Origin of the sequence: Amycolatopsis eburnea (assembly GCF_003937945.1) — a bacterium.
In the GTDB taxonomy this organism is placed as follows: Bacteria; Actinomycetota; Actinomycetes; order Mycobacteriales; family Pseudonocardiaceae; genus Amycolatopsis; species Amycolatopsis eburnea.
Genome location: NZ_RSEC01000066.1, coordinates 79261 through 103310, shown reverse-complemented (window position 1 = coordinate 103310; position 24050 = coordinate 79261). Strand labels below are relative to the sequence as shown.

26 protein-coding genes are annotated in these 24050 nt (G+C 72.3%); 17 read left to right on the top strand and 9 right to left on the bottom strand.

The features are described from left to right. The first annotated feature begins 217 nt into the window (after positions 1 to 217). On the top strand, positions 218 to 1753 hold the full coding sequence (gene mptB, locus EIY87_RS46555; RefSeq protein ID WP_125316516.1) for a polyprenol phosphomannose-dependent alpha 1,6 mannosyltransferase MptB: 1536 nt from the start codon (positions 218 to 220) through the stop codon (positions 1751 to 1753). A 41-nt stretch (positions 1754 to 1794) separates the two neighbouring features. Here mptB and EIY87_RS46550 read toward each other — a convergent pair whose 3' ends face one another. The 3 genes from EIY87_RS46550 to EIY87_RS46540 are packed head-to-tail and all read right to left on the bottom strand — an operon-like array spanning position 1795 to position 5011. Further along, the gene (locus EIY87_RS46550; RefSeq protein ID WP_125316515.1) at positions 1795 to 2202 is read right to left on the bottom strand and encodes a TIGR03668 family PPOX class F420-dependent oxidoreductase; all 408 of its coding nucleotides are present in this window, start codon (positions 2200 to 2202) and stop codon (positions 1795 to 1797) included. Further along, complete coding sequence (locus EIY87_RS46545) at positions 2199 to 3098, bottom strand: S66 peptidase family protein (RefSeq protein WP_125316514.1); 900 nt, start codon at positions 3096 to 3098, stop codon at positions 2199 to 2201. Before EIY87_RS46545 ends, EIY87_RS46550 begins: the two co-directional genes overlap by 4 nt. Next, entirely contained in the window at positions 3095 to 5011 is a 1917-nt protein-coding gene (locus EIY87_RS46540; protein WP_125316513.1) for a prolyl oligopeptidase family serine peptidase, read from the bottom strand. The genes EIY87_RS46545 and EIY87_RS46540 overlap by 4 nt, the downstream gene beginning before the upstream one ends. A 76-nt stretch (positions 5012 to 5087) precedes the next feature. Between EIY87_RS46540 and EIY87_RS46535 the strand changes: the two genes are divergently transcribed. From EIY87_RS46535 to EIY87_RS46505, 7 genes are all read left to right on the top strand, one after another. Beyond that, positions 5088 to 5663: a DUF3090 domain-containing protein gene (locus tag EIY87_RS46535; RefSeq protein ID WP_125316512.1), complete on the top strand. Its 576-nt coding sequence runs from the start codon at positions 5088 to 5090 to the stop codon at positions 5661 to 5663. Between the two features lie 2 nt (positions 5664 to 5665). Next, entirely contained in the window at positions 5666 to 6469 is an 804-nt protein-coding gene (locus tag EIY87_RS46530) for an SCO1664 family protein (RefSeq protein ID WP_125316511.1), read from the top strand. Continuing rightward, a complete protein-coding gene (locus EIY87_RS46525) occupies positions 6454 to 7341 on the top strand; it encodes an aminoglycoside phosphotransferase family protein (RefSeq protein WP_125316510.1) in 888 nt (295 codons plus the stop codon). The genes EIY87_RS46530 and EIY87_RS46525 overlap by 16 nt, the downstream gene beginning before the upstream one ends. A 51-nt stretch (positions 7342 to 7392) precedes the next feature. Beyond that, entirely contained in the window at positions 7393 to 8208 is an 816-nt protein-coding gene (locus EIY87_RS46520) for a DUF3097 domain-containing protein (RefSeq protein WP_125316509.1), read from the top strand. Positions 8209 to 8292: 84 nt separating this feature from the next. Next, positions 8293 to 8727, top strand: coding sequence for an NfeD family protein (locus tag EIY87_RS46515; RefSeq protein ID WP_125316508.1), 435 nt, complete (start codon positions 8293 to 8295; stop codon positions 8725 to 8727). Continuing rightward, positions 8724 to 9212 (top strand): SPFH domain-containing protein, encoded by a 489-nt coding sequence (locus EIY87_RS46510; RefSeq protein WP_125316507.1) that lies wholly within the window; start codon positions 8724 to 8726, stop codon positions 9210 to 9212. Before EIY87_RS46515 ends, EIY87_RS46510 begins: the two co-directional genes overlap by 4 nt. Positions 9213 to 9300: 88 nt before the next feature. Continuing rightward, positions 9301 to 10638, top strand: a complete 1338-nt coding sequence (locus tag EIY87_RS46505) for an SPFH domain-containing protein (RefSeq protein WP_404800168.1) — start codon at positions 9301 to 9303, stop codon at positions 10636 to 10638. Between the two features lie 64 nt (positions 10639 to 10702). Here EIY87_RS46505 and EIY87_RS46500 read toward each other — a convergent pair whose 3' ends face one another. Beyond that, entirely contained in the window at positions 10703 to 12046 is a 1344-nt protein-coding gene (locus EIY87_RS46500; protein WP_125316505.1) for an MFS transporter, read from the bottom strand. Between the two features lie 153 nt (positions 12047 to 12199). Between EIY87_RS46500 and EIY87_RS46495 the strand changes: the two genes are divergently transcribed. From EIY87_RS46495 to EIY87_RS46470, 6 genes are read left to right on the top strand one after another with little or no spacing between them, the layout of a single operon-like run. Next, positions 12200 to 12817 carry an acyl-CoA-like ligand-binding transcription factor gene (locus EIY87_RS46495; RefSeq protein WP_125316504.1) on the top strand — a complete coding sequence of 206 codons (618 nt, stop codon included), beginning with the start codon at positions 12200 to 12202 and terminating at the stop codon, positions 12815 to 12817. Between the two features lie 60 nt (positions 12818 to 12877). After that, the gene (locus tag EIY87_RS46490; RefSeq protein ID WP_125316503.1) at positions 12878 to 14392 is read left to right on the top strand and encodes an FAD-dependent monooxygenase; all 1515 of its coding nucleotides are present in this window, start codon (positions 12878 to 12880) and stop codon (positions 14390 to 14392) included. 26 nt (positions 14393 to 14418) lie between these two features. Further along, entirely contained in the window at positions 14419 to 14805 is a 387-nt protein-coding gene (locus EIY87_RS46485) for a VOC family protein (protein ID WP_125316502.1), read from the top strand. Further along, positions 14805 to 15125 carry a metalloregulator ArsR/SmtB family transcription factor gene (locus EIY87_RS46480; RefSeq protein ID WP_125316501.1) on the top strand — a complete coding sequence of 107 codons (321 nt, stop codon included), beginning with the start codon at positions 14805 to 14807 and terminating at the stop codon, positions 15123 to 15125. The genes EIY87_RS46485 and EIY87_RS46480 overlap by 1 nt, the downstream gene beginning before the upstream one ends. Further along, the gene (locus tag EIY87_RS46475; RefSeq protein WP_125316500.1) at positions 15122 to 15598 is read left to right on the top strand and encodes an SRPBCC family protein; all 477 of its coding nucleotides are present in this window, start codon (positions 15122 to 15124) and stop codon (positions 15596 to 15598) included. Before EIY87_RS46480 ends, EIY87_RS46475 begins: the two co-directional genes overlap by 4 nt. Beyond that, positions 15579 to 16187, top strand: coding sequence for a TetR/AcrR family transcriptional regulator (locus EIY87_RS46470; RefSeq protein ID WP_125316499.1), 609 nt, complete (start codon positions 15579 to 15581; stop codon positions 16185 to 16187). The genes EIY87_RS46475 and EIY87_RS46470 overlap by 20 nt, the downstream gene beginning before the upstream one ends. Here EIY87_RS46470 and EIY87_RS46465 read toward each other — a convergent pair. Both EIY87_RS46465 and EIY87_RS46460 read right to left on the bottom strand, forming a co-directional pair. Further along, a complete protein-coding gene (locus EIY87_RS46465; RefSeq protein WP_191984534.1) occupies positions 16167 to 16943 on the bottom strand; it encodes an SGNH/GDSL hydrolase family protein in 777 nt (258 codons plus the stop codon). The genes EIY87_RS46470 and EIY87_RS46465 overlap by 21 nt on opposite strands. Before the next feature lie 23 nt (positions 16944 to 16966). Further along, the gene (locus tag EIY87_RS46460) at positions 16967 to 17476 is read right to left on the bottom strand and encodes a CGNR zinc finger domain-containing protein (protein ID WP_125316498.1); all 510 of its coding nucleotides are present in this window, start codon (positions 17474 to 17476) and stop codon (positions 16967 to 16969) included. 26 nt (positions 17477 to 17502) lie between these two features. On the opposite strand from EIY87_RS46460, the gene EIY87_RS48210 reads away from it, so the two are divergent. Next, positions 17503 to 17667, top strand: coding sequence for a hypothetical protein (locus EIY87_RS48210; protein ID WP_166640695.1), 165 nt, complete (start codon positions 17503 to 17505; stop codon positions 17665 to 17667). On the opposite strand, the gene EIY87_RS46455 is transcribed toward EIY87_RS48210, so the two are convergent. Together EIY87_RS46455 and EIY87_RS46450 are read right to left on the bottom strand one after the other, a co-directional pair. Further along, complete coding sequence (locus tag EIY87_RS46455; protein WP_125316497.1) at positions 17668 to 18711, bottom strand: site-specific integrase; 1044 nt, start codon at positions 18709 to 18711, stop codon at positions 17668 to 17670. Between the two features lie 9 nt (positions 18712 to 18720). Beyond that, positions 18721 to 19512 carry an alpha/beta fold hydrolase gene (locus EIY87_RS46450; protein WP_125316496.1) on the bottom strand — a complete coding sequence of 264 codons (792 nt, stop codon included), beginning with the start codon at positions 19510 to 19512 and terminating at the stop codon, positions 18721 to 18723. A gap of 106 nt (positions 19513 to 19618) precedes the next feature. Here EIY87_RS46450 and EIY87_RS46445 point away from each other — a divergent pair, with 106 nt between their 5' ends. Continuing rightward, positions 19619 to 19963 carry a YciI family protein gene (locus EIY87_RS46445; RefSeq protein WP_125316682.1) on the top strand — a complete coding sequence of 115 codons (345 nt, stop codon included), beginning with the start codon at positions 19619 to 19621 and terminating at the stop codon, positions 19961 to 19963. Continuing rightward, positions 19960 to 21171, top strand: coding sequence for an RNA polymerase sigma factor (locus EIY87_RS46440; RefSeq protein ID WP_125316495.1), 1212 nt, complete (start codon positions 19960 to 19962; stop codon positions 21169 to 21171). The genes EIY87_RS46445 and EIY87_RS46440 overlap by 4 nt, the downstream gene beginning before the upstream one ends. Here the strand turns inward: EIY87_RS46440 and EIY87_RS46435 are convergent. Further along, on the bottom strand, positions 21144 to 23771 hold the full coding sequence (locus tag EIY87_RS46435; protein WP_125316494.1) for a P-loop NTPase fold protein: 2628 nt from the start codon (positions 23769 to 23771) through the stop codon (positions 21144 to 21146). The two genes, EIY87_RS46440 and EIY87_RS46435, sit on opposite strands and share 28 nt — an antisense overlap. Positions 23772 to 24050 lie beyond the last annotated feature (279 nt).

The following is a 24050-nucleotide window of genomic DNA, read 5'->3' as shown; positions in this document are numbered from 1 at the left end:
GCCCACGGGCTCGGTGAAGCCGGACCGGCGGCCCGCGATGTCATGAAAGGGTCGTTCACCTCGCCAGACGACATGAACGACCCTTTCATGACATCCCTGCGGCGCCGGGCAGACCACGCAGCCAGGCGACTCTGCCGCCGGTCACCCGCTCGCCACGGCCCGAAACCTGACACTGCGGTAACCCCGCCCGAGCGCGGTGTGTAATCTCCGAACGGAAATGGCGACCACCACCGACCCCGCACAGACGCCCTCGGCCGGACTGGCCGAGCGGCTCCGCGTGCCTTCGCGATTCCCGTACCGCACCATCGCGATGGGCACCGTCGGGAGCACCCTGCTCATGCTCGCCGCCTTCGGTGCCGGTGGCATCCTGATCAAGGACCCCGTGCTCGGCCACGGACCGCTCTCCTGGATCCGGTACGGCCACGGCCGCATGCTCGCCAACGCCGTCCTCTACACCGGCTTCGGCCTGGTCGTGTGGGCGTGGGTCCGCCTGGGCCGCTACGTGCTGGCCGGGCGCATCGGCAGCCGTCCCATCCTGGTCGCCGCGGGCTGCTGGATGGCGCCGCTGCTGATCTCGCCGCCGCTGTTCACCCGAGACGTCTTCTCCTACCTCGGCCAGGGCGCCCAGCTGCTCTACGGGCTCGACCCGTACGCCAACGGCCCCGCCGAGCTCGACGTGCTGCCGAACGTGGTCCAGAACGTCCACCCGCTCTGGCAGACCACCCCGGCGCCGTACGGGCCGCTGTTCCTGCTCATCTCGAAGGGCGTCGTCGCCACCACCGGCGACAACATGATCCTCGGCGTCATCCTGATGCGCGTCGTGCTGCTGGCCGGGCTCGCGGGCACGCTGTGGGCGCTCCCGCGGCTGGTCAAGCACCTCGGCGGCAAGCTCCCGGTCGCGCTCTGGCTCGCCGTGGCCAGTCCGATGATGGTGATCCACCTCTTCGGCGGCCCGCACAACGACCTGATGATGCTCGCCTTCCTCACCATCGGCGTCCTCGCCGCGCTGGAACGCAAGCACGTCCTCGCGGTGGTCCTGGTGACCATCGGCATGCTGATCAAGCCGACGGCCGCGATCGCGCTGCCGTTCATCGTCTGGATCTGGGCCAACCACCTCGAAGGCGAGTCGAAGGTCCGCAACTTCCTGCGCGCCGGCGCCGCGTCCGTGGGCCTGTTCCTGCCGGTGTTCGTCGCCGGCACCTGGATCTCGCTGGGCTCGCTGAACATGGGCTGGTGGTCCGGGCTCAAGGCACCCCAGCTGATCGCGAACTGGCTCAACATCCCGACCGGCATCGGCGAGGTGTTCTACAACCTGGTCCACCTCGTCGTGGACGTCCAGGTCTCGCCGTTTGTGACGGTCGCCCGCGCCGCGGGCATGCTTCTGCTGATCGCGTTCGGCGTCCGCCAGTGGTGGCTCGGCCGCGGCGGCGGCACCGAAGCGGTGTACCGGGCGGGCATTTCGCTGCTGGCGGTGGCGATCCTCATGCCACCGACCCTGCCGTGGTACCTGACCTGGGGTTTCGTGCTCCTGTCGGCGTTCAAGTGGCAGCCGCGGCACCTCGCGCTGGTGGTGGCGGTGTCGGTGTTCGTGACGCTGGTCTACTACCCGACGGGCGAGCAGGCCCTGTACGACTGGTGGTTCATCGCCCTGGTCGTGGTGGCCAGCCTGTACTCGGCGGCGTCGCTGCTGCGCCCGGACCCGCTGGGCATCATCGACGCCTGGCGCCGCCCGGAGAAGTTCCTCCGCGACTGACGCTCGTGAGTGTTTAGGGCGGTTCTAACCGCCCTAAACACTCACGAGCCGGTCCAGCCGCGCCAGGTGTGCACCGAAGTCACCACCACCGCGTGCTCCGGCGGCCGCTCCGCGTACTGCGCGTACTTCTCCACCAGCCACGAAACCGGCTCGGCGCGCTCGGCGTCCGGCAGCACCCGCGCGGTGCCGTCCGCGCGGGCCCACCACAGCCGTGACCAGTCCTCGTCGTAGCCGTCGGCCAGGAAGCACACCGCCGGGTTCTCCGCGATGTTCCGCAGCCGCCGCAACGCCCTAGTCGACTTCGGCTTGTGGTCCACCGCGAACACCACGAGATCACCGCGCACCGCGAACGTCACCGGCACCAGGTGCGGCACCCCCGCGGCCGACACCGTCGCCAGCCGCGCCACCCGCGCGGCGGCGAACCGCTCCCGTGCCTCCTCGGGCGTCATGTCAGCGCGGGGGAGTCGAACGTCAACGTCCCCAGGTCCGCGTCCAGCGTCACCGGCACGCCCAGCGGCACCGTCGGCGACGACGCCACGTGCCCGAACCCGAACTCCTCGACCATGGGCACCCCCAGCGGTCCCAGCCGCTCCAGCAGCAGCGCCCGCACCTCCGCCGGGTCGCCACAAGCCGCCCACGAACCCAGCACGATGCCGCGGACGCCGTCGAACCAGCCGGCGCGCAGCAGCTGCGTCAGCATCCGGTCCAGCCGGTAGACGCTCTCGGTCACGTCCTCCAGCAGCACCACGGCGTCCCGCGCCGAACCCGCCTCCGGCGTCCCCAGCCCGGCGGCCAGCAGCGACAGGTTCCCGCCGATCAACGTCCCCGACGCCCGGCCCGGCACCAGCGCCGCGCCCCCGCGGACCACGAGGTTCCGCTCGGGTTCGAACAGCGCCCGCCGCAGGTGCTCCACCGCGAAGTCGTCGAACAGCACGCTCGCCGGCATCGGCGAAAACAGGCTGGACAGTCCCAAGTGGACGTTCACCGCCCGGTGCAGCGCCGTGATGTCCGACGACCCGGCCAGCACCTTCGGCCCGGCGTCCCGCAACGCCGCCCAGTCCACCAGGTCCAGCATCCGCTGCGCCCCGTACCCACCGCGCGCCGCCAGCACGCAGCGCACCCCCGGATCCAGCCACGCGTCGGTGAACTCCGCCGCCCGCGCCGCGTCCGAACCCGACAGGTAGGGCGGCGAGCCGGGCGAAGCACGCACGCACGGCCCGACCCGCACCTCGACGCCCCAGCCGCTCAGCACCGGCAGCGCCTTCTCCAGCAGGTCCGCCGGCACCGGGCCGGACGGCGCCACCAGCGCCAGCGTGTCGCCGGCCCGCAACCGCGGCGGCCTCACCGCGACAGCTCCAGCCGCGGCACGCCCGGCGTCTCGAAGCCCAGCACCTGACCGTAGAACGACAGTTCCGCCTCCAGCGCCGCCACGATCGTCCCCGCCTGCCGGAACCCGTGCTGCTCACCCGGGAACCGCTGGTAGGCGTAGGGGATCCCGCGCCCGGCCAGCCCGGCCACGAACCGGTCCGCCTGCTCCGGCGGGCAGATCCGGTCCTCCAGGCCCTGCTGGAACAGCACCGGCCCGGCCAGCGACCCGGCGTTCGCCACCGGCGACCGGTCGACGTACCGCTGCCGGGCCGAGGGCAGCGGCCCGACCAGCCCGTCCAGGTACCGCGACTCGAAGTCGTGCGTCTCGCCGTCGGTGCCGGTCCACCCGGCCAGGTCCAGCACCGGGTACATCACCGTGCCCGCCCGGTAGGTCTTCGTCGTGGTCAGCGACGCCGCCGCGGTGAACCCGCCCGCGCTGCCCCCGCGGATCGCCAGCCGGTCGCCGTCGGCGAGCCCTTCGGCCACCAGCGCCTCGGCCACGGCCACGCAGTCGGCCACGTCGACCACGCCCCACTGCTCGCGCAGCCGCTCCCGGTAGGCCCGCCCGAACCCGGTCGACCCGCCGTAGTTCACCGCCGCCACGCCGATGCCGCGGCTGGTGAAGTACGCGATCTCCAGGTCGAGCGCCGCGAAGTGCTGCCCGGTCGGCCCGCCGTGCACCTGCACCAGCAGCGGCGGCAGCTCCCCTTCGGGCGCCGCGAAATCCGGGTTCGCCGGCAGGTACAGCACCACCGGGACGTCGGCGCCGTCCGCCGTCGTGACCACCCGCTCCCGCGGCACCGGCAGGTACTCCGCCGGCAGCTCCGGCTGCGGCGTCAGGTCCGTCACGACCGAGCCGGCGAGGTGCACCGCCGCGGCTTCCCGCAGCGGGCCCGCGGCGACGCCGACGAACCCGTCGCCGACCGCGGCGAACCCCGTCGAGGACCACGCCGTCAGCTCCTCGCCGAGCGACGTCACCGAACCGTCCGCCTCGTCGAGCACCGCCAGCCGGCCGCCGGCCAGCACCGCGTGCCGCCCGCCGCCGAGCGGGACGAACCAGCGCGAGCCCGCCTTCCACAGCGGCCCGCCCAGCTCCCGCGCCACCGGCGCCAGGTTCACCACCGACCCGTCCAGGCCGACCCGGTGCAGGTTCCACCAGCCGTCCGGGTCCAGCAACGCCAGCACCGACTCGGGTGTCTCCCACTCGACCTGGCACACCGAGACGTCCGCGCCGCCGGCCAGCACCTCGTGCGGCCCGAACGACCCGTCCCCGGCGACCGGGGCCACGCACAGCTCGGTCCCGTCCCACGGCATCGCCGGGTGGTCCCAGCCGAACCAGGCCGCGTGCCGCCCGTCCGGCGACAGCTTCGCCACGGTCAGGAACCGGTGGCTCGCGGCCAGCACCCGCTCCCCGTCGCCGGACAGCGCGATCGCCACCAGCTCCCGCTCGACGTCGGTCGGCCGCGGCCCGGTGGCGCGTTCCCGCACCGCCCACACCTCACCCGGCCGCCCGGCCCGCAGGTCGCCGTAGCGGACGCCCTGCGGCTCCGCGGGCTCCGGTGTCAGCGGCACCACACCGGTTTCGCTCAGCGCGTAAACCCGCTGATCCGCCCAGTGCGTGAACACCACGACACCGCCGGTGACCGCCCAGGGCCGGCCGCCGTACTCGTGCAGCCGGTTGCGGACGTTCCACGGCGACGGCAGCACGTCCTCCGTACCGCCGGGAACGGCCTTCACCAGCGCGACCCGGCCCTGCTCACCGGGCCGCGCCTCGGCCCACCACACCTCGTCCCCGACGACGTCGAGCCACTGCGGGCCGCCACCGGCGGCGGCCACTTCGGCGGCGGTGATGGGCGAAGACCAGGTTCCGTACGGCGAGATCCGAGACACCCCCAGAGGCTAGCGGCCCGTGAAGGTGGGGCGGCGGATGCCGATCATGCGGCGGTGGCCTAGGGTCGTCAGTGCTATGTCTCGCGTAATCCACGTCTTCCGCCAGCCGGATCGGTTCGTCGCCGGCACCGTCGGCGAGCCCGGCGATCGCACGTTCTACCTCCAGGCTTCCGAGGACGTGCGCACCATCAGCGTCACCATCGAAAAGCAGCAGGTCGTCGTCCTCGCGGAGCGCCTCAGCTCACTGCTGGAGGAAGTCGCCAGCCGCTTCGGCGCCGACGTGCCCGACGACGTCCCCGAGGACCTCGTCGACGTCGACCCCCTCACCGTGCCGGTCGAGGAGGAGTTCCGCGTCGGCACCATGGGCCTGGGCTGGGACGCCGACAGCAGCGCCGTCGTCATCGAGCTGCTCGCCATCACCGAGGGCGAGGTCGACGAAACGGTCGTGCTCGACGACACCGAAGAGGGCCCGGACGCCGTCCGCGTCTTCCTCAGCCCGGCCGCCGCCCGCGCCTTCGCCGAGCGCGCCGACCGCGTCGTCAACGCCGGCCGCAAGCCGTGCCCGCTGTGCGGCGAGCCGCTCGACCCGAACGGCCACATCTGCCCCCGGCAGAACGGCTACCGGCGCGAGACCGACGCGAGCGAAGACTGACCATGGCCACGACCCCCGATCCGGCCGACCCGGCGTCCCGCGAGCTGGTCACCCACGGCCGCATCGACGTCGAAGGCCGGCTGGTGGACGCCTCCAACGTGACGCTGTTCTGCGCCATCGAGCTCGACGGCGTCACCGGCCGGGTCGTCTACAAGCCGGTGTCGGGGGAGCGGCCGCTGTGGGACTTCCCCGACGGCACGCTGGCCGGGCGCGAAGTCGCCACCGCGATCGTCGCCGACGCCACCGGCATCGGCGCGATCCCGCCGACCGTGCTGCGCGACGGGCCGTTCGGCCCCGGCATGGTCCAGCTGTGGGTCGAGACCACCGACGACGACCTCGTCGAGGTCCTCCCGGCAGGCGAAGTCCCCGACGGGTGGCGCCCCGTGCTGCACGCCCACGACCGCGACGGCGAGCCCGCGGTCCTGGCCCACGCCGACCACCCCGGGCTGCGCGACCTGGCCGTGCTCGACATCGTCGTCAACAACACCGACCGCAAGGGCGGGCACCTGCTGCCCGGCGTCGACGGCCGCGTCTACGGCGTCGACCACGGCATCTGCCTGCACACCGACCCGAAGCTGCGCACCGTGCTGTGGGGCTGGATCGGCGAACCGGTGCCGCCGGACACCGTCGAGAAGCTGCGCAAACTGCGCTCGGAGCTCGACGGCGGCCTCGGCGAGACCCTGGCCGAGCACATCACCGGCTTCGAGATCCGCGCGCTCGCCGAACGCACCGACCTGCTGCTCGCCGAAGGCATCTTCCCCGAGCCGGGCGACGACTGGCGCGCCATCCCGTGGCCCCTGTTCTGATCGACGCCGCCGCCCGCGCGCGGCTGATCAGCCGTTTCGGCGCCGAGCTGGCCGAGCCGTGGTGCGATGCCCTCCCGGACCTGGTCGCCCGCCTGAACACGCAGTGGGGATTGACCGTCCGCGAGATCCGGCCCGGCAACAGCGGCCGCACCCTGCTCTGCACCGGCCCCGGCGGTGACCTGCGGGTTCTCAAGCTCACCCCGGACCCCGAGGTCGCCCGCCTCGAACACGCCGGGCTGCGCGCGTGGGCCGGCTGCCCGGCCGCGGTGCAGGTCCTCGACACCGACCTCGACGCCGGCGCGATCCTGCTCGAAGGCCTGGTCCCCGGCACCGAACTGCGCGACCGCGACGTCCCGTGGCCGCAGATCGGCGCCATGCTCACCCAGCTGCACGGCGTCGCGCCCCCGGCCGACCTGCCGCCGCTCACCGAGCGCGTGACGTTCATGTACGACATCACCGAGCGCACCGTCCCCGGTTCCGCGGCCGAGTCGCACCTGACCCCCGAAGTCCTCGCGCTCGCGCGGGCCCGGGCGATGGCGCTGGCCGAAGGCGGACCGGTCGCGGTCGTGCACGGCGACCTCCACCCGGGCAACGTCCTCGACGCCGGTCCGGTCCGCGGCCCGGTCGCCATCGACCCGCGCCCGAGCGTCGGCGATCCCGCCTTCGACCTCGCCGACTGGCTCTACCTGCCGCTGGCCGCCGGCGGCACGCTGGACGACGGCGTCGAGGCGCTCCGGCCGCACCTGCCCGGCCTCGACGCCGAACGTGCCCTCGCGTGGTGCGTCGCGCTGGCACCGCTGGCCGCCCATGCGCCGCTGCGCCGGGGTGTGCAACGGCCGTTCACCGACGCCCTGCTGGAACTGGCCCGCTGACCGGCGTGGCACGCCCCCTTCAGGTGCCCCGGCGCACTAAGTTGCCTGGTCGTGCGCTCCCACTCCTATGACGACGTGCTCGCCGGCCGACGCCGCAAGAAGGTGCCGGAGGTCCCCGCCGAACCCGGTCTCGTGGTCGAGGACCCGGTCAGCGGCTTCTGCGGCGCGGTGGTGAAGACCGAGTACGGCAACGTCGTGCTCGAAGACGCCAAGGGCCGCCACCGCGTCTTCCCGTTCGTCCCCGCCGGCTTCCTGCTGGAGGGCAAGCCGGTGACGCTGGTGCCGTTCAAGGCCCCGCCCCAGGCGCCGGCCCGGCAGATCTCGGCGTCCGGCTCGGTCAAGGTCCAGGGCCTGCAGGCCCGCGTCGCGCGCGACTCCCGCATCTGGGTCGAAGGCAAGCACGACGCCGAGCTGGTCGAACGCGTCTGGGGTCACGACCTGCGCGTCGAAGGCGTCGTCGTCGAACCGCTGGACGGCGTCGACGTGCTGGCCGACCGGATCGCCGAGTTCGGCACCGGCCCCGGCCGACGGCTCGGCGTGCTGGTCGACCACCTCGTGCCCGGCAGCAAGGAGTCCCGGCTCGTCGAGGCGATCCGCGACGAGAACGTGCTGGTCACCGGCCACCCGTACATCGACGTCTGGGAAGCCGTGCGCCCGGCGGCGGTCGGCATCCGGGCGTGGCCGAAGATCCCGCGCGGCACCGAGTGGAAGCAGGGGATCTGCGACGCGCTCGGCTGGGGGCAACCTTTCGAAGGCTGGCAACGTGTCCTGAGCGGGGTGAGCAGTTTCCGCGACCTCGAGACCCCGCTCATCGGGGCCGTGGAGCGGCTCATCGACTTCGTCACCGAACCCGCCGAGGAGGACTGAATGTCCGATTTGTCCAAGGTCACGCGAAGGTCACGTCCCGTCACCGCGCCGGTGCGATCCTGCGCGATCTGAGAGCATGAAGCCATGTCTTGGGCACTGGTCTGGTTGATCGTCGGCATCGCCCTGATGATCGCGGAGGTCGTCTCCGGCGACTTCGTGCTGATCATGCTGGGGGTCGCGGCGCTCTTCGGCGCCGGCGCCGAGGTGCTGACCGGGAACCTGTTCATCGACGTCGCCGTGTTCGCCGTCGCCTCGGTCGGGATGCTCGCGCTGGTGCGGCCCGCGCTCAAGCGGCGCTTCCTCACCGGACCGACGCACCACACCGGCATCGAAGCGCTGATCGGCGCCCGCGCCGTCGTCCTGTCCACAGTGGACTTCGAGGCGGGCCAGGTGAAACTGGCCGGCGACGTCTGGTCGGCGCGGAGCATGTCGGAGCACCTCCCGCCCATCCAGCCCGGCACGTCGGTCACGGTCGTCGAGATCTCCGGGGCCACCGCCGTCGTTTCGGCCGAGCCGTGAGCCTCGGGCTCGTCACCGTCGGCGAAGGCCGGGCCGCGGTGATCGAACGGCTCGGGAAGTTCCGCGTCGTGCTCGGCCCCGGCCGCCACTTCGTGGTGCCCTTCATCGACAGCGTCCGGGTGCGCGTCGACCTGGGCGAGCAGGTCCTGTCCGCGCCACCGCGGCCCGTCGGGACCGGCGACGGCAAGGAAGTCGACATCGGGTTCGAGATCGTCTTCGCGGTCACCGACCCGCAGCTGGCGACGTACGCGATCGCCAACCCGGCCCTCGCGATCGAGCAGCTGACCCGCACCGCGCTGCGGCAGGAAGCCGGCCTGACCACCGCCGAGCGCGCCGTCACCGCGCCGGGGGAGCTCCACCGTACAGTGTGGACGGTCCTGCACGAAACCACCGGCCGCTGGGGCGTCGCCGTGCAGCAGCTGAAGCTCTCGGTGCGTCCGCCCGCGGCACCCGGAACACCGTCAACCGCCCAAGAATGGTACTAGGTAAGGGGAAATTCTCTTGACCGGATTTGTGATCGGCTTGGTCATAGCCTTGGCCTTGCTGGTGATCATCACGATAGCCAAGGCGGTCATGGTGGTGCCGCAGGCGCAGTCGGCCGTGATCGAGCGGCTCGGCCGGTTCCGCACGGTCGCCTCGCCGGGCCTGAACATCCTCGTGCCGTTCCTGGACAAGGTGCGCGCCCGGATCGACCTGCGCGAGCAGGTCGTCTCGTTCCCGCCGCAGCCGGTGATCACCGAGGACAACCTCACGGTGTCGATCGACACGGTCGTCTACTTCCAGGTCACCGACTCGCGCGCCGCGGTCTACGAGATCTCCAACTACATCGTCGGTGTCGAGCAGCTGACCACCACCACGCTCCGCAACGTCGTCGGTGGCATGAGCCTCGAGCAGACCCTGACCTCCCGCGACTCCATCAACAGCCAGCTGCGCGGCGTCCTCGACGAAGCCACCGGCCGCTGGGGCATCCGCGTCGCCCGCGTCGAGCTGAAGGCGATCGACCCGCCGCCCTCCATCCAGGACTCGATGGAGAAGCAGATGCGCGCCGACCGCGAGAAGCGCGCCATGATCCTCACCGCCGAAGGCCAGCGGGAGTCGGCGATCAAGACCGCGGAAGGCCAGAAGCAGAGCCAGATCCTCGCCGCGGAAGGTGCCCGCCAGGCCACCATCCTCGCCGCCGAAGCCGAGCGGCAGTCCCGGATCCTGCGGGCCCAGGGTGAGCGGGCCGCGCGCTACCTGCAGGCGCAGGGCCAGGCGAAGGCGATCGAGAAGGTGTTCGCCGCGATCAAGGCCGGCCGCCCGACGCCGGAGGTGCTGGCCTACCAGTACCTGCAGACGCTGCCGCAGATGGCGCAGGGCGACGCGAACAAGGTCTGGATGATCCCCAGCGACTACGGCAAGGCCCTCGAAGGCTTCGCCCGCGCGCTCGGCGCCCCCGGCGACGACGGCGTGTTCCGGTACGAGCCGCCCAAGGACGACGTCCCGGACAAGCCCGACCTCGAGGACGAAGAGGTCTCCAGCTGGTTCGAGACCAAGAGCGACCCGAAGGTCGCCGAGGCCGTCGCGGCCGCGGAAGCCGTGGCCCGCAAGGAGGTCCCGGCGATCGGGACCCCGTCGACGCCGTCCGCGCGCCCGTCGATCCCGCGTCCGGCCCAGCAGCAGCCGGCGCCGGAAGCCGACGAGGACCGCGGCACGGAGGTCACGCCGTCCCCGCAGCAGCAGCCGCCGACCCCGCAGAGCGGCCAGCCCGCGCTGCCCCAGCCGCAGCCGCCTGCCGGTCCGCCGCCGGGTGGCCAGTACCAGGGCCAGCCGCAGTCGCCGCCCCCGGGCCAGTTCGGTGGCCCGCAGCAGCAGAACCCGGGCAGCGGCCCCTTCCCGCAGCAGCCCCCGTTCGGCGGCCCGCGCCGCTGACGCGCAAAGCCGTGAAGGCCTCCTTCCCGGGCTAAAACGCCGGGAAGGAGGCCTTCACGGCTTTTCAGCGCTGGTACACCGAGACATCGTCGATGTCGGCGCGGGAGCGGTCCCGGAGCGCGAGCACGCACGCCACCGTGACCACCGCCGACAGGATGATGTAGCCCGAGATCGCGTACGGCGTCCCGGTCTTGTGCAGCAGCCACGTCGCCAGCAGCGGCGCCGGCCCGCCCGCGAACACCGACGCCAGCTGGTACCCCAGCCCGGCCCCGCCGTAGCGCAGGTGCGTCGGGAAGCTCTCGCCGATCAGCGCCGCCTGCGGCCCGTACTGCAGCGCGTGCGGGATGAACGACACCACGACCGCGGCGAACACCAGTGCGTGGCTGCCGTGCGCCAGGATCGTGAAGTACGGGAACGCGATCACGGCGGTGAACACGGCACCGGTCAGGTAGACCCGCTTGCGCCCGAAGCGGTCCGACAGCGCGGAGAACAACGGGATCAGCGCGAGCTCGCACGCCGCCCCGACGAGGACCGCGTTGAGCACGAACGTCTTGCTGAACTCGTGCCGCGCGACGACGTAGATCAGCACGTAGCTGGTGAACAGGTAGAACGGCATCTGCTCGCTGAACCGGACCCCGGCCGAGAGCAGGATCTCCCGCCAGTGGTGCTTGATCGCGTCGAGCACCGGCGTGCGCGCGGTCTGCTTGGTCTCGACGAGCTTGGCGAACATCGGCGTCTCGAGGATCTTCAGCCGGATCACCAGACCGACCGCGACGAGGATCAGGCTGGCCAGGAACGGCAGCCGCCAGCCCCAGGAGTCGAACGCGTCGGGGGAGAGCGTCGCCGACAGCAGCGTCATGCCGCCGGTGCCGAGCACCAGGCCGACCGGGACGCCGATCTGCGCGAAGCTGCCGAGCAGGCCGCGTTTCTTCTGGTCGCCCCACTCCATCGCGAGCAGCACCGAGCCGCTCCACTCGCCGCCGATGGCGATGCCCTGCACCAGCCGCAGCAGCACCAGGATCAGCGGCGCGGCGATCCCGATCGCCGACGTCCCGGGCAGCATCCCGACGACGCCGGAGGAGATGCCCATCAGCAGCAGGGTGACGATCAGGGTCGCCTTCCGCCCGATCCGGTCACCCCAGTGCCCGAAGATCGCGGCGCCGACCGGCCGCGCGGCGAACCCGACCGCGTAGGTGGCGAACGACTGCATGGCGCCCGCGTAGGCGCTCGACGCGGGGAAGAACAGGTGCGGGAAGACCAACGCCGCCGCGGTGTTGTAGAGGAAGAAGTCGTACCACTCGATCGTCGTGCCGATGGCGCTCGCCAGCGCCGCCCGGCGTACTTGCACTCGCCCTGACCTGCTGTCCGGCTCCACCTTGTGAGTGACTCCGTTGTCGCCCAAGACCATCTCGCAACACCTCCGGTGACTGATGTCACACAACAGTGTGACGCCCGTGGACGGTTTAGGCGATCGATGACCGGCATCTCGTCCGGTCAGTGATGAACCAAAGTGCAGATTCGGCAACTTTGCAGATTCGGCAAAGTTCGCTATGGTGGGTGCATGGACGCCCAAGGCCTGCGCGAACGCAAGAAGCACGAGACCCGCATCGCGCTGAGCTGGGCGGCCATCCGGCTGACCGTCGAACGCGGCTTCGACAACGTCCGCATCGAAGACATCGCCGCCGAAGCCGGGGTCTCGACGCGGACTTTCAGCAACTACTTCGGCAGCAAGGGCGAGGCCATCGTCGCCCGCCACCACGACCGGGCCCGGGCGATCGCCGCCGCGCTGCGGGAACGGCCCGACGGCGAACCGATCTGGGAAGCCATCACCCAGGCCGCGCTCGACGGGTTCGCCCTCGGCGAGCCCGCTCCCACCGGACAGCCCGCCGACCAGTCGTGGGTCGAGGGGCTGCGGCTGATGATCGCGGAACCCGCACTGCAGGGCGAGTTCCAGAAAGCCGGCGCGGCGGCCGAGGCCGAGTTCGCCGCCGCCGTCGGCGAACGCACCGGCACCGATCCCGCCCGGGACGTCTACCCGCGGCTCGTCGCGGGGGTCGTCGGGGCCGCGCTCAACGTCGTCACCCAGCAGTGGCTCATCGCCGAGCCGCCGCAATCGCTCGAAGGTGTCCTGCGCGACGTGTTCGACCGGCTTTCCGCCGGGCTGCCCGAACCGCGCTGACCGTCCACTTCAGACGCCCGCTCGCCGGGCCAGTTCGTCCTGCCCAGAAGGAGTTCCGCCATGGAAGACGTCGTCATCGCCGGAGCCGGGCCCAACGGCCTCATGCTCGCCTGCGAACTCGCCCTCGCCGGCGTTCGCCCGCTGGTGCTGGAGCGGCTGTCCGAGCCCACCACCGAGAACCGCGCCAACGGGCTCGTCGGCCAGGTCGTCCGCCTCCTCGACCGCCGCGGGCTGCACGAGCGGCTGGCCGGTCCGCTCGGCCCGCCCGTGCCCGCCTTCGTCTTCGGGGCGATGCGCCTCGACCTGACCCTGACCGATCCCAACCCGCTGACGATCCTCGGCGTGCCGCAGCGGCGCGTCGAGGCGATGCTCAACGAACGCGCCGCCGAACTCGGCGTCGAAGTCCGCCGCGGCCACGAGCTCACCGGGCTCAGCCAGGACGCCGACGCGGTCACCCTCGACGTCACCGGTCCTGACGGCCCCTCGCGGATCACCGCGCGGTACCTCGTCGGCGCGGACGGCGGCCGCAGCGTCACCCGCAAGCTCGCCGGCATCGGCTTCCCCGGCGTCACCGAAGACCGCACGCTCTCCTACACCGCCAACGCCACCGTGCCCGCCGAGTTCACCGACCCGGCGTCCGGTGGCCTGCGGGTGCCCGGGCACGGCGTCATCCCGCCGTTCTTCCACTACCGCACCGAAACCGGCTTGTTCGTCTACGCGCCGTTCCCGGCCGGCACGCTCGTCACCACGATGGAGTGGACCGACGAGGAAGAGACCGGCGACGAACCGCCGATGACCCTCGACGAGCAGCGCGCGAGCATCCGCCGCGTCCTCGGCTTCGACCTGCCCCTCGGCCCGCCCGAGGGCGACGGCCCGCACCTGCTGCGCCGGCTGCGCGGGCGCAACACGCGGCTGGCCGACCGGTTCCGCGAGGGCCGCGTCCTGCTGGTCGGCGACGCCGCGCACGTCCACTCCGCGATCGGCGGCCCCGGGCTCAACCTCGGCCTGCAGGACGCGGCCGGCCTCGGCTGGAAGCTCGCGGCCACCGTGCGCGGGTGGGCGCCGGCCGGGCTGCTCGACACCTACGAGAGCGAACGCCGTCCGGTCGCCGAGCGCGTCGTGATGCAGACCCAGGCCCAGTCCGCGCTGGTCTCGCCCGGAAGCGACGTCACCGCGCTGCGCGAGCTGTTCGGCGAACTGCTGCGGCTGCCGAGCACCGTGCAGCACATCGCGGACCTGATGTCCGGTGCCGACGTCCGGTACGAACCGGCCACCGACCACCCGCTCGACGGCCGCTGGGCCCCGGACCTGGTGCTGGCCGACGGCACCCGGCTCGCCGAGCTGACCACGACGGCCCGGCCGCTGCTGCTGGACTTCACCGGATCGCTCGGCGACGAGCTGCGCGGCTGGACCGACCGGGTCGACCTCGTCACCGGCTCGGCGAAGGGCGACGTGACCGCACTGCTCCTCCGGCCCGACGGCTACGTCGCCTGGGCGAGCAGCGCGGTGGAGCCTGACCGCAAGGCGCTGCGCACGGCGCTGGAGCGGTGGTTCGGCACCCCGGTTGACATGTAGGAGATCTCCTACGTATTGTCGGCCGCATGACGATCACCCACGTGCAGTTCCTGACCCTGCCCGTCGCCGACCACGCCCGCGCGCGGGACTTCTACGTCGGCAAGCTCGGCTTCGAAGCGCTGGTCGACCGCCGCACGCCCGAGGGCGGCCGGTTCGTGCTGGTCGCGCCGAAGGGGGCGAAGACCGGGGTCGTGCTGACCGACCAGCAGGTCACCGGGGTCGAGCCGGGGCCGCGGCACTTCCAGCTGCAGACCACCGACCTCGACACCGACGTCGCCGCGCTGCGGGCGGCCGGGGTCGAGGTGGCCGAGCCGCGGGAGCAGCCGTGGGGGCGGGCGACGTCGTTCAAGGACCTCGACGGCCACGTCCTCGGCTTGCTGCAGCCGTCGGACTTCGGCAACGTGCCGAACTGATGCCGGTCAACGACGACGTCTTCGCCGCGCTGGCCAGCCCGGCCCGGCGCGAGGTCCTGCGGCTGCTGCTGGACGGCCCGATGCCGGCCGGCGCGATCGCCGAGCGGTTCGAGATGGCCCGGCCGAGCCTGTCGGAACACCTCCGGGTGCTCCGGGAGGCCGGCCTGGTCGCCGAGCAGCGGCAGGGCCGCAACCGCGTCTACCGGCTGGACGCGGCGCCGCTGGAGGAAGTCGCGGACTGGCTGACGCCGTACGAGCGCTTCTGGCGCAGCAAGCTCGCCAACCTGCGTGACCTGCTGGACGAGGAGGAAGACCTGTGAGCGGCGAAGACCCGACGGCGATCCACGTCGACCAGTTCCTCGCCCACCCGGCCCGCAAGGTGTGGCGCGCGCTGACCGAGCCGGACCTGCTCGAGCGCTGGATCAACATGCCCAACGACATCAGACCCGTGGTGGGGCACCGGTTCCAGTTGCTGGCCGAGCCGGTGCCCGCGGCCGGGTTCGCCGGCGGCCCGGTGGCGTGCGAGGTGCTGGAGGTCGAGCCCGAGCGCAAGCTCAGCATCCGCTGGGGTCCGCAGTGGACGGTCACCTGGCGGCTGGTCCCCGAAGGCACCGGCACCCGCCTGTTCCTCAGCCACGAAGGGTTCGACCCGGACGACGAGTTCCAGCGGGTCTCGCGCCGGATCATGGGCGGCGGCTGGCGGTCCCACGTACCGCGGGCGCTGGCCCGGTTGCTGGACACGCTGCCGGACGCGGCGCCGTTAGGATCGGGTGGTGAGCCCCGCGACCGCTGATCCCGCCGCGTCCAAGCCGCTGCGCGCCGACGCCCGCCGCAACCGCGCGCGGGTGCTGGAGGCCGCCGAGAGCGTGTTCGCCGCGAAGGGCACCGGCGCGCCGACGGAAGAGGTCGCCCGCGCCGCCGGGGTCGGCATCGGCACGGTGTTCCGGCACTTCCCGACGAAGGAAGCACTGCTAGAAGCGGTGCTCTACGCACGGCTGCAGCGGTTCGTCGACGAGGCCGAGGCCGCCGTCGCGGCGGAGTCCGCGGACCCGGGCGAGGCGTTCTTCACGTTCCTGACCAGCTGGATCGAGATGTCGAGCGCGAAGAACGCCTACTTCGAAGCGCTCACCGCGGCCGGCGTCACCGTGCCGGTGTCGAAGTCCGACATCGGCGCCCGCCTGCTGGAGTCGCTCGGCGTGCTGCTGTCCCGCGCGCAGGACGCGGGTGCGGTGCGCAAGGATCTCGTGGTCGGCGAGCTGATCACGGTGATCATCGGGGTGGCGCGGGCCGCCGAGTACGCCGGCCCGGACGCGCGCCTGCGCGACCGGGCCGTGTCGATCCTCTTCGACGGCCTCCGCCCGTCAGCGGGGGAGCGGCGCTGAGGCGACCGGCTCCAGTGTCGGGCGCTTCGCGGTGAGCGTGTCCCCGGAGGACTCGCCTCGCAGCCGGCGCCGCACCCACGGCAGCGCGTGTTCCTGCGCCCACCGCAGGTTCTGGCTGCGCCGGGCCGCGGCGCTGAGCACCTCACGCGGCCCCAGCTCGGCCGCCGTCAGCGGGTGCTCCACCCCGAGGGCGGCCAGCACCGCGATGGCGACCTCGGTGTGACCGTGGGCGTTGAGGTGCAAGCGATCCGGGGCCCACCGCCGCCGGTCGCGCAGCTGCCGCATCGCCCACATGTCCACCAGCAGCGCGCCGTGCTTCGCGGCGATGGCGCGCACGAATTCGTTGTAGATCGCGACCCGCCCGCGCATCTTGCGGAACAGCGCGTCCTCGACCCCGTCGACCCCGGTGAACAGCACCAGCCGCGCCCCGGTGGCCCTGATCCGCGCGACGGCGACCTCGTAGTCGACCATCAGCGCGTCGATGTCGACCTTCGGCCGCATCAGGTCGTTGCCACCGCCGTAGAGGGTGACCAGATCGGGCGCCATGGCCAGCGCGGGCTCGAGCTGCTCGGCCAGGATCTGCGGCAGCAGCTTCCCCCGGATCGCGAGGTTGGCGTACCGGAAGTCCTCCTCGCGCGCGGCGAGCTGCTCGGCGACGCGGTCGGCCCAGCCGCGGACTCCGTTCGGGTAGGCGGGATCGTCGTCGCCGACTCCTTCGGTGAACGAGTCCCCCAGGGCCACTAAGCGCTTGCTCATGTCTGCAGTCTAGGCACCGCCGGTCAGGCGCTGACCTGCCGGGCCCGGTGGTCGGCGACGTGCACCCGGGTCGCGCACCGCGTCGAGCAGAACCGCCGCCGCCCATTGCGGGACGTGTCGACGTACGCCATCTCGCACCCTTCACGACCGCAGATCCCGAGCCGGTCCGGCGCCTCGCACACCAGGTGCGCCAGCCCGCCCGCGGTGTACGCGCGAACGCGCCCCACGGGCCCGGCGTCCGCCGCCGAGTAGTGCAGGTGGGGTGGCTTGCCGTCGTGGGTGGTGATGTACGGGCGGCACGCCGCCTCCGCCAGCAGCGCGTTGACCAGCTCCGGGCGTTCCGGCGGCGAAGCGGCGAACACCGGCCGCAGCTGCTCGGCCCACGTCCCGATCCGCGTGGCTTCGTCGTCGGTCAGCGCCTTGATCGCCATGCCGTTGCGGACCATGCCGTCGAGGAGCTCGCTCGCCGAGCCCGCGTTGACCAGGTCGGCGGCCACGAGCGCGGCCGGGCCGCCGTAAGGGTTGAAGTGCACTAAGTCATTACAGCACGATCGGGGGCATGGACGTCAACCGTTGCCCCCGCTGCGGCTGGCCGCTCGCCGAACTGCCGGCGACCGCGGCCCAGCGCGCCTCCCACCGGCTCGACTACGTGCGCTGCGTCTGCGGCAGCTGGCTCGCCCGGCTCGACGGCGAAGTCGTCGGCGCCACCCGGCCGGCCCGGTGATCAGAGGTCGAGCACGCCCGCCGCGTTGTCGTTCCACTGGTCGACGCGGCGGATGTACTCGTAGAGCGCGCGGCTGCCGCGCACCCAGCGGCCCTGGTCGGCGATGGCGAGGTCGTCCGCGCCGGCCCGGCGCGCCTCGGTCGCGAAGCCGGACCGCAGGGAGTGCCCGGTCACCGGGTACGGCAGGCCCGCCCGGACCCCGGCCCGGGTCAGGATCTGGTTGACGCCGGTGGTGCTCAGCGCGGGCGCGCCGACGTTGCCGTGCCGGTCGACCCGGCGGAACGCGGGCCCGTCGGTGATCCCGGCGCCGGAATGCCACGCGTGCCAGGCCCGCACCGGGTCGGTTTCGGGGCTTTCGCGCCGTGGGACGACCATGTCGCCGGTGCTCTTGCCGTGCCGCACGGTCACCGCCAGCCCCCGGTCGTCGACCGGCTCGACGTCGGTGACCAGCAGGTTCGCCAGGTCCGAGCAGCGCGCGGCGATCGGGAACCCGATCAGCAGCATCGCCCGGTCGCGCGCGCCGGCCAGGGTGTCCGGGCAGGCGCGCGACATCGCCCGCAGGTCGGCGAGGGTCACCATGGTGGCCTTGCCTCGCCCGCGCTGGATGCCCTCCTGGGCGAGCCGCTGCCGGTAGCCCTTCAACGCCCGCCACGCGGCGCGGCTCGCTTCGGGATCGACGGCGACCTTGTGGTGCCGCAGCCCGGCCAGCGCTCCGGTGAGCCGCCGCTCGATCGTCGACGGCGCCGCCGGCGCGGCCCGCTCCGGCACCTCGGGCACCGCGCGTTCGTCCGGGCGCAGCGTGCGCCCGCGTTCGAGCCACACGACGAACCCGGTCAGCGCGCCGATCGTCGCCGACAGCGGCGGGATCCCGGCCTCGGCGGTGTAGTCCTGCCAGACCTGCCAGTCCTGCGCGTAGGCCTTGAGCGTGTTGGCCGGCCGCTGCCCGTCGACGTGCCGGGCCGCGGCTTCGTCCAGCAGCGCGAGCCGGTCGGCCGGACTGGCGGCGGCGAGAGCGGCGTCGGGCACGGGGTGCAGGTCGGGCACGCGCCGAGGTTACGGGATGTCGATCTCCGCGGGCAGGAACCGGTCCAGGGCGTCGGCCACCTCATCGGGGCGTTCCAGGGTCTGGATGTGCGGGGCGCCGGGCACGACCTCCAGCTTCGCGCCGCCGCCGATCCGCGCGGCGATGGCGGCCATGCCGTCGATGGTGATCGACGCGTCGGCCTCACCGGCGAGCGCCAGCGCCGGGGCCGGGAAACCGCGCAGCCGCTGGTAGACGTCGAGACCGCCGTAGCCGCGCCAGATCGACGCCCATGTGACCGGGTCGAACGAGGTGACGCAGTCGCGGGCGTAGCGCACGCCTTCGGTGTCGGCTTCGAGCGCGGCCGCGGTGAACCACCGTTCCAGGGTCGGCCCGACCAGCGGTTCCATGCCGGCGGTCTCGGCGATCCGCGCGCGTTCCTCGAACGCCGCCGGAACCGGCCGGTCCGGCGCGCCCAGCAGGGTCAGCGAGGCGAAACGGCCGGGTGCGGCGACGGCGGCGGTCTGCGCGATCGCCCCGCCCAGCGACAACCCGGCGACGTGGGCGATCCCCAGCTCGAGCGCGTCGAGCACGGCCACGAGGTCGGCGCCGGCGGCGGCCATGGTGAACGGCAACGGCGCGCCGGCGGCGGATCCGTGCCCGCGGACGTCGTAGGCGAACACCCGCCGTCCGGTCGCGAGCCGGTCGAGTACGGGGTCCCACATGCGGCGGTCCAGGCCCAGGGAGTGCACGAGCAGCACGGCCGGCCCGTGGGTGCCCCGGGCGGTCACGGTGGTCTCGTGGTCGGACGCGTGAATCCTCATGCCTTGATCTTCCCGGTGGCGTCCACGGAAAATCCGTGCCGGGATGCTGTCGATCCGCCCGGGCCCCGTTCGTATCAGCGGTGACGACACCACCGAGGAGGACGACGTGAAGCAGTACCTGCTCAGCATCTACCAGCCGGACGGCCCCACCCCGCCGCCGGAGGTGCTCGACGAGGTCGTGAAGAAGCTCGACGCGCTGAACGCCGACCTCAAGGCGGCCGGGGCGTGGGTGTTCGCCGGCGGCCTGCACCCGCCCTCGACGGCCACCGTGCTGCGCGCCACCGACGGAGACACCCTCGTCACCGACGGCCCCTATGCAGAGGGCAAGGAACACCTCGGCGGGTTCACCATCATCACCGCCCCCGACCTCGACGCGGCCCTCGCCTGGGGCGGGCGCCTCGCCGACGCCGTGGCGCCGCTGCCGGTCGAGGTGCGGCCGTTCAGCGGATGAGGATCGAGGACGTCTACGCCGCCGAGTACGGGCGCGCGGTGTCGGTCCTGGTCCGGGTCTTCGGGGACATCGACGTCGCCGAAGAGGCCGTGCAGGACGCGTTCGCCGAGGCCGTCCGGCGCTGGCCGGCCGCCGGGCTCCCGCCGAGCCCGACGGGCTGGATCATCACCACCGCCCGCAACCGCGCGGTCGACCGGCTGCGCCGCGAGGCCGCGCGCGCGGACAAGCACGCCCAGGCGGCGCTGACGCACGCCGAAGCCGAGCCCGTGGAGGAGGGCGCCGTGCCCGACGACCGGCTCCGGCTGATCTTCACCTGCTGTCACCCGGCGCTGGCCCGCCCGACGCAGGTGGCGTTGACGCTGCGGCTGCTCGGCGGCTTGACGACGGCGGAGATCGCGGCCGCGTTCCTGGTGCCCGAGCCCACGATGGCCCAGCGGATCGTCCGCGCGAAGAACAAGATCCGCGACGCGGGCATCCCGTACCGCGTCCCGCAGGACGCCGACCTGCCCGCACGGCTGTCGGGCGTGCTGGGCGTGCTGTACCTGATCTTCAACGAGGGCTACACGGCCAGCACAGGGGAGCACCTGGTCCGCGACGACCTCTGCGGCGAGGCGATCCGGCTGACCCGGGCACTGGCCGGGCTGATGCCCGACGAGCCGGAGGTCTGGGGCCTGCTCGCGTTGCTGCTGCTCAGCCACTCACGCCGGGCCGCCCGCACGACCCCGGACGGCGACCTGGTGCTGCTGGCCGACCAGGACCGGTCCCGCTGGGACGCGGCATCGATCGCCGAGGGCCAGGAGATCGTCCGCCGCTGCCTGCGCCGCAACCAGCCGGGCCCGTACCAGATCCAGGCGGCGATCCAGGCCGTCCACAGCGACGCCCCGACCGATTGGACGCAGGTCAAGGCGCTGTACGACCAGCTGCTGGCCATCGCGCCGACGCCGGTGGTGGCCTTGAACCGGGCGGTCGCGGTCGCCGAGGTCGAGGGACCGGCGGCGGGGCTGGCGCTGGTCGAGGCCCTCGATCTCCCGCGTTTCGGGCTGTACCACGCGATCCGCGCGGACCTGCTGGACCGGCTCGGCCGCCCGGAGGAGGCGGCGGAGGCGTACGCGGTGGCGATCGAGCTGACGGGGAACGGTGCCGAGCGGGAGCTTCTGCGGCGCAAACTCGCTGCGTGCCGTCAGCGGCTGCTCGGCGAGAGAGCGTAGGAGAACCGGCGAACGCGCGGAACCCAGGTCTGGAAAACGCGGATGTCCGGCAGCGTGATCAGGGGCTCGAGCTCGGACAGGCTCCGGTGAAGGTGCTCCCAGTGCACGACCTCATCGCCTGATATCCGGCCGACGGCCCGGCTGGTCCACTGGTCTTCGCTCTTGACCGGCAGCAGGTCAGCGACGAAGTCGCTCCACGGTTCCTCCGAACTCCGGCTGAGCAGCGCGTCGGACAATCTTCCGAGCAGTCGGCCGTGCGCGGTGCACACGCCCAGCAACACGACCACCGCTTCGTACTCGTGGTCGAGGAAGGCCGACGCCGCCGAAAGGTCCCGGGTCGCGCGCAGCATCCGGTAGAGGTTGATGAGGCGCTTCGCATCCCGAGGCGTGTCGATCATCCGATCCAGCCGTGCGAGGAGCGCGAGCTCGAGCTCGGTCAGCGGCTGCGGGGGCTTGGGTGGCTCGGCCGGATCCAGCTGCGCGGCCACCTGCGAACCAGGCTCCACGGGAATGCTCGTGGCTGGGCGATCCTGTCCGGCTGCTGCGTCGACGGTGACGTCGGCAGGCTCCGGTTCTGTGTCGTCGACGTGCTCTGCGGGCGGACCTTCGACCATGCCGCGCAGCAACCGCGCAAGGCTTCCCGGCGGCATCCGGGGCAGGACCAACGGGATGTTGAGGATCTTCTCCAGGTAGTCCTCCGGAGTCACGTGCCACTCGCCGGCCCGCACGACGGGATCCGCTTCGATCAACCGGTCGTAGTGCGCGCTGAGCGAGCGCAGCAGCCAGCGCGGATCCACGCCGACGACCACCACGAACAGGTCGAACGCGAGCAGCAGGTGCACGGCTTGGAGCACCTCGACCACCTGCGACGGGCTGCACCGGTCGAGGTCGTCGATGTACAACACGATCCGATCCAGCGGACGGGGTCCGCCATCGTGCTTCCCGGCCGGAGCCGTCATCAGCGCGACGAGCTTCTCGAAGTCTTTGCGGATGGTGGAGATGAGGCCGAGGTTGCCGTGGTAGTCGTCGGTGCGGGAACGTTCGGCGATGAAGGCGTACAGCCGCCGCCCCGGTGTCAGCTCGGTGAGCTGCCGACCCAGTTCGCCGATCCGCGCGACGACTTCGTCCAGCTGCCTTTCCGCGATCTGCGCGTCGACGTCGGCCTGGCGCAGCGCGGACACGTCCTCCTGCATGGCATCGTCGAGGGCGCCCTGCACCTCCCGAGCCAGGGTCCGCAGCCGCCCCAGCCCGGCTCGGGCCGCGCTCATGAGTTTGAGCCCGGCCGCGGTCAGGGGCGCGCACACCACGCAGATCCCGATCACCACGCTTCGCACGTCCGGGACGACGGCGGTCAGGCACAGTCCGGCCAGCAGCAGGATCCCGGCGGCGATCAGGACGGCCGTACCGTGGCGATAGCGTGAAATGCGGCGGAGCTCCCCGACCTCCCGGCGCACCCCTTGGATCTCGTCGGCCAGGAGTTCGCCCTGTTCGACGGGGTCGCCGTCAACGCCGAGTTCCCGCCACAACCCGGCGTACTGCTTCCGGAGCGAAGCGGACTTGGACACGGCCGTCACCAAGTTGACCGCACGGCCTTTTCGACTCTCCCGAGCTTCGCTGATCTTGCGCTTCAGGGCTGCGGCCTCCACCTGCGCGCGCTCGGTCACCGCGGTCAGTTGCCTCCGCTGCTCCAGTTCGGCGGACAGCTGTTCGCGCAGGAGGTTGCCTTCTCGGAGCCGGGCCAGGTGCTCGGTGTCCGGCTCGCCGGGCTGCCGGGCCGGCTCCGCCAGCTGGCGGAAGATCTCGTCCCCGAGGCTGGCCCAGAGGTTCGCATCGGCGTAGTGCCAGGCGTTGAACCCGATTTGCGCGATCTTCGCGCATTGACCCGGCGTTCCTTCCAGCTTCTTGACCTGGCCGCGCAGCATGCCCATGAAGAAGCTCTTTCCGGCGCCCCACTCACCGAAGACGCCGATCGACAACGGCAACGGCGTGTCCTTCGCGGCGATCACCGTGGCGAGCATCGAGACGTAGGGCTTGACGCCGAGGCCGTCCCGGGCGAGCGGGATGCACTCGTTCGGATCGACGAGGTCCTTCGCCATCCCGCCCGCGAGCTCGTCGGTCGAGTACGCCGACGTCGCCGGTTCGCCGGTGGTGCGCGCGGACAGGGGCAAGGCCGCCCACACCTGCGCGATCGTCTGCACGTGGTCCCCGCGGAGCGAGAAGAAGATCACCTTGCGGACGGTGCGGTGCACGGCCTGAGCCCCCGCGATCAACGCGGCGGCGGCGACGCGCGGCTGGGCCCCCAGGTCCCCGGTGGCGAAGAGCGGCAAGGCAACGGCCGTCGCGCCGGCATCGGCGGCGGCCGTGATGGCGCTCGCCGACGCGGTGGTGATCGATTCCGCCATCGCCGCCCGCAACTCAGGGGAGTGCGGAGTCGCCAGCACCGCCAGCCGGAGCTGACGTTGCCCGGTGTGCTCACCGATGTCGATGACCGAGGGCGAGTCGGAGGTGATCGGGTCGAGCGGTATCGCATCCCAGTCGATGGCGGGGAATTCCTGGGCCAGCGCTTGGGCGACCTGGCCGAAGGACGCTCCGACGGACACCGCCAAAGCGTCCACCGGGAGGTCCCACGGACGATTGGTCCTTGCGACGCCGTAGGAGACGCCGTCGACGGTCTGGAGGGGCAGGACCTCCGGAGGTTGCGGTGCGCTCACCGTCCCTGACTCGCCGGTGCCGCAGCCATCGTTACGCAGGCGGACCGCAAACCACTCGTCCGGGCGCGAGGCAAGGGGGCACCCAGTTTTTGTGGACGCTCCGGCCCATCAGGCTCGTCTGGGTTCGGATATGTGACCTTATCCAAACCCAGACCCCGGGGCCTCTAT

Bases quoted from the DNA above. Each gene is read 5' to 3' on its own strand.
- mptB (WP_125316516.1), top strand. From the start codon at position 218: ATGGCGACCACCACCGACCCCGCACAGACGCCCTCGGCCGGACTGGCC.
- EIY87_RS46550 (WP_125316515.1), bottom strand. From the start codon at position 2,202: ATGACGCCCGAGGAGGCACGGGAGCGGTTCGCCGCCGCGCGGGTGGCG.
- EIY87_RS46535 (WP_125316512.1), top strand. From the start codon at position 5,088: ATGTCTCGCGTAATCCACGTCTTCCGCCAGCCGGATCGGTTCGTCGCC.
- EIY87_RS46530 (WP_125316511.1), top strand. From the start codon at position 5,666: ATGGCCACGACCCCCGATCCGGCCGACCCGGCGTCCCGCGAGCTGGTC.
- EIY87_RS46515 (WP_125316508.1), top strand. From the start codon at position 8,293: ATGTCTTGGGCACTGGTCTGGTTGATCGTCGGCATCGCCCTGATGATC.
- EIY87_RS46505 (WP_404800168.1), top strand. From the start codon at position 9,301: ATGGTGGTGCCGCAGGCGCAGTCGGCCGTGATCGAGCGGCTCGGCCGG.
- EIY87_RS46500 (WP_125316505.1), bottom strand. From the start codon at position 12,046: ATGGTCTTGGGCGACAACGGAGTCACTCACAAGGTGGAGCCGGACAGC.
- EIY87_RS46495 (WP_125316504.1), top strand. From the start codon at position 12,200: ATGGACGCCCAAGGCCTGCGCGAACGCAAGAAGCACGAGACCCGCATC.
- EIY87_RS46490 (WP_125316503.1), top strand. From the start codon at position 12,878: ATGGAAGACGTCGTCATCGCCGGAGCCGGGCCCAACGGCCTCATGCTC.
- EIY87_RS46485 (WP_125316502.1), top strand. From the start codon at position 14,419: ATGACGATCACCCACGTGCAGTTCCTGACCCTGCCCGTCGCCGACCAC.
- EIY87_RS46480 (WP_125316501.1), top strand. From the start codon at position 14,805: ATGCCGGTCAACGACGACGTCTTCGCCGCGCTGGCCAGCCCGGCCCGG.
- EIY87_RS46465 (WP_191984534.1), bottom strand. From the start codon at position 16,943: ATGAGCAAGCGCTTAGTGGCCCTGGGGGACTCGTTCACCGAAGGAGTC.
- EIY87_RS48210 (WP_166640695.1), top strand. From the start codon at position 17,503: ATGGACGTCAACCGTTGCCCCCGCTGCGGCTGGCCGCTCGCCGAACTG.
- EIY87_RS46450 (WP_125316496.1), bottom strand. From the start codon at position 19,512: ATGAGGATTCACGCGTCCGACCACGAGACCACCGTGACCGCCCGGGGC.
- EIY87_RS46440 (WP_125316495.1), top strand. From the start codon at position 19,960: ATGAGGATCGAGGACGTCTACGCCGCCGAGTACGGGCGCGCGGTGTCG.